The following is a 6,451-nucleotide window of genomic DNA, read 5'->3' as shown; positions in this document are numbered from 1 at the left end:
ACCCAGCTTGCGAAGGGGTCCCAATTGCACGCCGATCCGGGGTCCCGTTCCAAAGCTTTTTGACAGTCTTCCTGTCCGGCGGTGACCGGCCGAGTCCTCCCGGCGTGTCCTCCCGGCGTGTTCTCCCGCATTGCCCGCCCGTCGTGCCACCGCGGATTGCCGCCGCGGGGATGCGCGCGCCGGACCCGGTCCGATGGCGTCGCTCCCCGGATCCCCGGACACGCCCCGGGGCCGCGTGGTCCGGCGGAGGCTTCAGGGGCCGCCGGGCGCGAGGCCGCGCAGGTAGGTCTCCGCCTCGTCCCAGGCGGCGGCCTGCGCCGACAGGCCGCGATAGCCGTCGGGCCGGACGAGGAAGAGCCGCGACGGATCCGGGGAGGTCCGGGGATCGGGATCGAGGAGCCTGGGAAACCGCGCGGCGAGACCTGCGCCCCGCGCCCTGTCGGCGGCGTAGAGCAGGAAACGCGGCTCCCGGCCGGCCCCCGGGGGCGGACCGTCGTCGTCGCCGGGATCCCAGCGCGCGCCGGCGCCCGGCCCGCGCGAGAGCGGGCTCGCCGGATACGCGATCTCGGTCTCGCCCATCGTCGCCGCGATCTTGTCCCGCACCGCGTGGAAGCCGAGCAGGAAGCGGAGGGCAGCGTTGCGCGCCGCCTGCGCGGCCGGATGCGACAGGGTCGCCATGTCCGTCAGCCGGCCGGCATTGCGCAGCACCAGGTCGCCGACGGCGCTCCGTTCCGGGCCGTAGCTGTCGAGCAGGGTCGCGGCGGCCCCGCCGCGCGCGACCATCGCCAGCTTCCAGGCGAGGTTGATGGCGTCCTGCATGCCGGTGTTCATGCCCTGGCCGCCGGCGGGGCTGTGGATATGCGCCGCATCGCCCGCGAGGAAGACGCGCCCCCGGCTGTACTCGGCGACCTTGCGCTCGTTGATGCGGAAGTTCGTCAGCCAGACGGGGTCGCACGCCCGGAAGCCGCCGCCGGCGCGCTGCTCGATCAGGGCCTGCACGTCCGCCAGATTGGGCTCCGGCCGCGGCCGGGCCGGGTCCGACCGGCCCAGCGTCCCGATGATGCGCGCCCGCCCGCCCGGGATCGGGAAGATCACGAAGGGCCCCTCGCGGTGCAGGTAGGTGGCGATCTCGTCCGGCGGCGGTGCGCCCGCGCCCTCGAGGCGGACATCGGCGAGGAGCCAGTCGTCCCCCTGCGCCTCCCCGCGGAACGCGACGCCGAGCCCGTGCCGCACCGTGCTGTGCGCGCCGTCGCAGCCGAGCAGCCAGGGCGTGCTCACCGTCTCCTCGCGTCCGTCGGCGTGCCTGAGCCGCGCCTCGACGCCGTCCGCCGCCTCGGTGAAGCCCGTGAGTTCCACCTCCCGCTCGACCGAGACCCCGAACGTGCCGAGATGCGCGGCCAGGAGCCGCTCCGTGTCCCGCTGCGGGATCATCAGGGCGAAGTTGTAGGCGCTCGCGATGTCGTCGAAGCGCGGGCGTCCGAGGATTGCCCCGCCGCTGCGGATGGAGGCGCCCTGCGCCCGGAGCCCGGCCTCCAGGAACGCCCGCGTGCAGCCCATCCGGTCCATCAGCTCGAGGGTGCGGGACCAGACCACGAGCGCCTTCGAGGTCTCGGTGGCGCGGGGCGCGCGGTCGATCAGGCGAACGCCGATCCCGTAGCGCGCCAGCTCCGACGCCAGGGTCAGGCCGACCGGGCCCGCGCCGACGATGAGACTGTCCGTCATGACGGATCTCCCTCGATCCCGGCCACCGGGGCCGCGTCCGCCTCGCGCGGCGCGCGCCCACGCCCACGTCCACGCCCGCGCCGGCCGGGCGCCGTCCGGCCGACGAACTCTGCGCGCCGAAGGCGTGCGCGTCAAAGTCCCGGGGGACGAAGGCCGGCCCGTCGCAGGTCCGGGGGCCGGTCCGCCCGGCCGGGTCCCGGCGTCACTCGATCAGGAGGAGGCCCCGCCTCCGGTCGCCGTCGAGCGTGTTCATCGCCGCGTAGAGGCGCGATCGCTCGATCAGCCAGGGGCGATAGCGCTCGTTGACGTCGAGCACGAGGACGAGGTCGTCGGGCTCCAGATAGCCGCCGATCGGCGCGTGGTGGCCGGCCCCCGCGCCGAAGATCTCGGCTCGGCGGAAGTTCACGATGTAGCGCCGGTCCGCCCGGTTCGAGAGCCGCAGATGCGCGCGGAACTGCTCGGCCGTGAGGTCGCGCAGGACGCTCACGGACCGGCGGGTGCGCGCCCGGGCGATCTCGGCGAGTTCCTCGAGGGTGAGGCCGAGGATGCAGAAGCCGCTCCAGCACCGGCCCGTGCCGGCGAGCACCGCCGCCTCCGTCCCGGCCGGCTCGCCGAGGGACCGGAGCACGTTGGCGAGGCTCGCCGGGCCGCAGAGCGAAGGGTTCGACTGCCAGGTCACCCACCCGCCGAAGGCCGAGGCCGCCGGCAGGCGCCACGCCCGCTCCAGGGCGGCAGGCTCGCGGATGACGGCGCGCGCGATCGCCTCCGTCGGGACCGCGTGCCGGGCCGCGACCAGCGCCCCCGCGGCCGCGAGCCCGACGAGGCCCGCAGCCGCGCCGAGAACGATCCCACCGAGACCGATCCCACCGGGACCGCGCGTGCGTCTCATGCCTGGCCCCGGGCCGGAGGCGGCGTCAGGGCCCGAGATGACCCCGGACACGGGGCTCCGGCAAGCCCCGCCCGGGGGGCGGTGCGCGCCCGGACGGTTCAGGCGCCGGGCCCACGCGCCGCGGCGGCCCGGCGTGCAGCGACGGCCTTCAGGGTCGTGGATTCTCCGTGCGGGCATGCGGGAGGGGTTCCGCCGCAGGCGGGGCCTCCCGACCGAGGCGGACAGGGTTGGCCCGCGTTGCGCGGAGGCGCGCGGGTTCCCCAGCCCCAAGGCCCCGGGCAAGCGTCCCGGCGATCGACGGGCCTCAGCAGGATCGCGCCTCTCGGCCGATCGGAGAAGCGCAGCGTTCCGATCGCTGCGATGCGGTCTTCTGCTCGATCGAGGACGACCGGCCCGTAGGCCAGCCGGCGCCGGGTCAGCCCGCGCCTTCCTGCGACGCGCGCGGCACGGTCACGGAGAACATCGAGCCGACACCCTCGCGCGAGCGGACCGTGATGGCGTGCTGCAGCACCTGCGCGGTCTGCCGCACGATCGTCAGACCGAGGCCGAGCCCAGGCTGCTGCGCGTGTTCCCGGCCGGCACGGTCGAAGGCGTCGAACATGGTCGCGAGCCGCGATGCGGGGATGCCGTCGCCGCGGTCATGGACTTCGATCGCAACCTGCCGGCCGACGCGGCGGCAGCCGACCAGAACCGTGCCGCCGCGGCGCGAATACTTGATCGCGTTCCCCACCAAATTGCGCAGAATGGTCATCAGCAGGGCAGGATCGCTCACGACGGCCAGGCTCGACCGCCGGAAGCGAAGGGTGATGCCGTAGGATTTCGCGTAGCCCTGCCAGTGGCTTGCCAGCTCCGCGAGGAGCGGATCCAGAAGCATGGTCCGGTGCGTGACGCTCGGCCCGTCGAGGAGTTGCGACGAGCGGGCGAGGTCGTCGAGTTCCGATCCGAGCCGGTGGAGCGCGCCTGCCGCGATGTCGAGGCGGGCCGCGACCTCGGGATCGCGGCTCCTCTGAAGGGCGCGCTCGATCGCCCACATGGCGACGTGGAGCGGTTGCTTGAGGTCGTGGCCCGCGACCGCAAGCAGCCGCGACATCGCTGCGCAAGCGCTCTCGGCTGCCGTTCCCGCGGAGATCGAGAGGGACGGGCCCTCGACGGACATGGCCTGAAGCATCTGCTGTCCTCGACCTTCTGAGACAACCTGAAAAATTGATTCTCGAAGGCAGGCTCAACCATGCCGCGTCGCGGGCCGAAGCGTAACTATACGGAGGTTTAGCGACATATCTCTGAAGTGGTAGTTTCCCGGAAGTAACGTCCCTCCGGGCCTGACAGCGGCCGGGCAACGGCTTCGTTCCAGACGGTGGCGTCGCGCCCGCGCTTCGGAGTCCGAACCCGTCGATGACGGGCATGGTCACGCCTGACGGCGGGGGTGAAGTCTCAGTCCTGACGATCGATTTCGGAAAACGTTCGCCGGAGACAGCGCGCATGCCGCGGCGGCGCCCTGCTCCCGAGACTCAGGCCGGCCGAGCGGGCCAGGCCGGATTTTCCAGGTAGATCGGGATTATCTGGCAAAATCAGCTGGGGAGTTTGCGCACTTAACACCGCGCTGATCTGAAACTACCTTGCTACTTTGAATTGCAATAAAGTTTGCAGGTAGAGCGATGGACGAGATCATCCAAGGCACGCCCGGATCAGACCTGTTCATCTTCGAGGCGGAGGATGACGAGCGCCTGGTCTACGGCAACGGCGGCGACGACGTGATCAACCTCTTCGGCGATGACGACGAAGACACCGTCCTCAACGTCGTGGCCGGAAGTGGAAATGACGCGCTGAACATCACCGACGGCTCCGGATTCTTCTTCGGCGGCGCGGGCGACGACACCCTGGATCTGAGATCAGCGAGCTACCAGTTCGATGGCGGTGCGGGAAACGACACCCTCAACATCGATGCGCCGCTGAGCAGTTTCACCGTCCTGTCGGCGGGCAGTGCCGCGACGATCTCCAGGGGCAGCTTCGACGACGATGACGATACGCCCGTCGAACCCGTCGGCGACGACGATGACGACGATGACGACGACGACGACGATGCTCCGGCGGAACGCGCTGCCGTTGAGAGCGACGGAGACGACGACGACGATGACGACGCGAGCGATGTCGGCAACATCTTCGTCGAGGCGCGATCCGTCGAGACTTACGTGTTCGGGGATCTTGTCATTCGCCAGAACGACGGTGACCCACTGGTCGACGACCTGTTCTACCAGAGCCAGAACCCCGACGTGGCCGCGGCGGAGATCGATGCCGAGGCGCATTTCGCGGCGAACGGCCGGATCGAGGGGCGGGATCCGAACGCCTTCTTCGACACGAAGGCCTATCTCGCGACCTACGCCGACGTGCGCGCGGCGGGCATCAATCCGCTTCAGCACTATCTCGAGTACGGGGCGAGGGAGGGCCGGGACCCGTCCGGCCGCTTCGATACACGGGCCTACCTCGCCGACAACCCGGACGTGGCGGCATCCGGCCTCAACCCGCTCCAGCACTACCTGCAATTCGGCGCCGCCGAAGGCCGGACGGTCGTGAGCGACGGCGTCCTGTACGTCTGACGGGGGGATGGCCCGGCCCGGCGCGGGCCGGCCCCCCCCGAGCGCGTCCCTCCCGGATGGAGGCCGGTTCGGCCTCGGAACAAGGTCCGGAAGACGCGGCCCGATCCGAAGGGATTCGTGATCGCTCCCGGCAGGGCCGTCTCGCCCGCCGATCAGTCCCTGCGGCCAGCCTGCGTCAGGCTCTGGATCGCCTTGAGCAGACCGCCCTCGAGCAGAAGCGCGGACCCGTAGTGGAAGTCCACGTCGAAGTCTCTTCGGGAATTCATCGACAGGGACGCGCTTTGCATCGCGATCAATCGTCCCGCTTCGTCGAACAGGCCGGACCCCGAGCCGCCATAGCCGTCGTTGCAATCATGGCGGGCGCGACGGATGCCGTCCTCGCTCGGCGGATCGATCTGGCGGATCCGGCAGGATTCGAGGCTGCTCGGCCCGCGATAGTTCTCATGGCCGGCCGGTGAAACCATGACGACGGACAGATCGGTCGGGCCGACGGCCAGGCTCGGCGGCTCGGGCAGCGGTTGCGCCGCGACGCCCTCCGCCGGAGTCGCGAGGCGCAGGATCGCCCAATCGTCGGTGATGTGGAGCGCGCGCGCCGTCGGCTCCGTGCCGAGCCGCAGGGAATCCGGCAGGAAGTCGTAGTTGCGCCCGGCGATCTGGAAGAAGCAGTCGGCGACCTCCCGCGTCTTCTCCATTTGCCGGTTCCGGAAGTTGTGGGCGTTCAGCATCACGATGGAGGGATCGCCGATCAGCCACGCGGCGGCGGCCTTCTGCGGGATGCCGTCGCTGCGCCGGCAATAGAGGGCGCCGGCGCCCGGATAGCGCCGCATGTCCGAGCCGGTGAGATCGCGGCGGCCGTCGCGCGGATAGAGCGCGGCCACCGCGCGCCCGTCCCGCGCCACCGCGGCACCCGCACAGATCGCGATCAGGATTGCCGCGACGGATCCGGCCAGCCACGGCCCGGGAGGGCACGGCACGCGTCTCCGATGATCGTTCCGGCACACCCGCATCAACACGTCGCTTCCTCTCCCGCATGGCGGCGACTGAGGCTGGCCTCCTCGGAGGAGGGCCTGCCTCGCGTCGGCCGGTCAAGCTGACAGAACGGTGAATCATCCTATGGCGATTGCCAGAATATCCCGAGCAAAAATATCCGCACATCCTGGAGACATTCAATAAATGACAGCCTACGAATAGAAAGATGTCAAGCATTAATAAGCACATCATAAGAACTAACGAAACTTAACACAAT

Annotated in this window: 5 protein-coding genes; 1 reads left to right on the top strand and 4 read right to left on the bottom strand. The window is 70.5% G+C overall.

Translation table 11 applies throughout. From position 1 onward, the window contains the following. Window positions 1-252 precede the first annotated feature (252 nt). The 3 genes from F6X51_RS08940 to F6X51_RS08930 form a co-directional block, all read right to left on the bottom strand. A complete protein-coding gene (locus tag F6X51_RS08940; RefSeq protein WP_150962866.1) occupies window positions 253-1,722 on the bottom strand; it encodes an FAD-dependent monooxygenase in 1,470 nt (489 codons plus the stop codon). A gap of 202 nt (window positions 1,723-1,924) precedes the next feature. Continuing rightward, entirely contained in the window at window positions 1,925-2,611 is a 687-nt protein-coding gene (locus F6X51_RS08935; protein WP_150962865.1) for a phytochelatin synthase family protein, read from the bottom strand. Between the two features lie 415 nt (window positions 2,612-3,026). Continuing rightward, window positions 3,027-3,701 carry a sensor histidine kinase gene (locus F6X51_RS08930; RefSeq protein ID WP_246696698.1) on the bottom strand — a complete coding sequence of 225 codons (675 nt, stop codon included), beginning with the start codon at window positions 3,699-3,701 and terminating at the stop codon, window positions 3,027-3,029. A 565-nt stretch (window positions 3,702-4,266) separates the two neighbouring features. On the opposite strand from F6X51_RS08930, the gene F6X51_RS08925 reads away from it, so the two are divergent. Continuing rightward, a complete protein-coding gene (locus F6X51_RS08925) occupies window positions 4,267-5,205 on the top strand; it encodes a calcium-binding protein (RefSeq protein WP_150962864.1) in 939 nt (312 codons plus the stop codon). Window positions 5,206-5,357: 152 nt separating this feature from the next. Here the strand turns inward: F6X51_RS08925 and F6X51_RS08920 are convergent, their stop codons facing one another. Further along, the gene (locus F6X51_RS08920; protein WP_407658485.1) at window positions 5,358-6,179 is read right to left on the bottom strand and encodes a S1 family peptidase; all 822 of its coding nucleotides are present in this window, start codon (window positions 6,177-6,179) and stop codon (window positions 5,358-5,360) included. Window positions 6,180-6,451 lie beyond the last annotated feature (272 nt).

This window comes from Methylobacterium planeticum (assembly GCF_008806345.1).
GTDB classification, from domain to species: domain Bacteria; phylum Pseudomonadota; class Alphaproteobacteria; order Rhizobiales; family Beijerinckiaceae; genus Methylobacterium; species Methylobacterium planeticum.
Note: the sequence above shows the minus strand (reverse complement) of the source record. Positions and strands in the feature narration are given on the sequence as shown.

Excerpts from the sequence above, each read along its gene's own strand:
- F6X51_RS08940 (WP_150962866.1), bottom strand. The coding sequence starts at position 1,722 with ATGACGGACAGTCTCATCGTCGGCGCGGGCCCGGTCGGCCTGACCCTG.
- F6X51_RS08935 (WP_150962865.1), bottom strand. The coding sequence starts at position 2,611 with ATGAGACGCACGCGCGGTCCCGGTGGGATCGGTCTCGGTGGGATCGTT.
- F6X51_RS08930 (WP_246696698.1), bottom strand. The coding sequence starts at position 3,701 with ATGTCGCGGCTGCTTGCGGTCGCGGGCCACGACCTCAAGCAACCGCTC.
- F6X51_RS08925 (WP_150962864.1), top strand. The coding sequence starts at position 4,267 with ATGGACGAGATCATCCAAGGCACGCCCGGATCAGACCTGTTCATCTTC.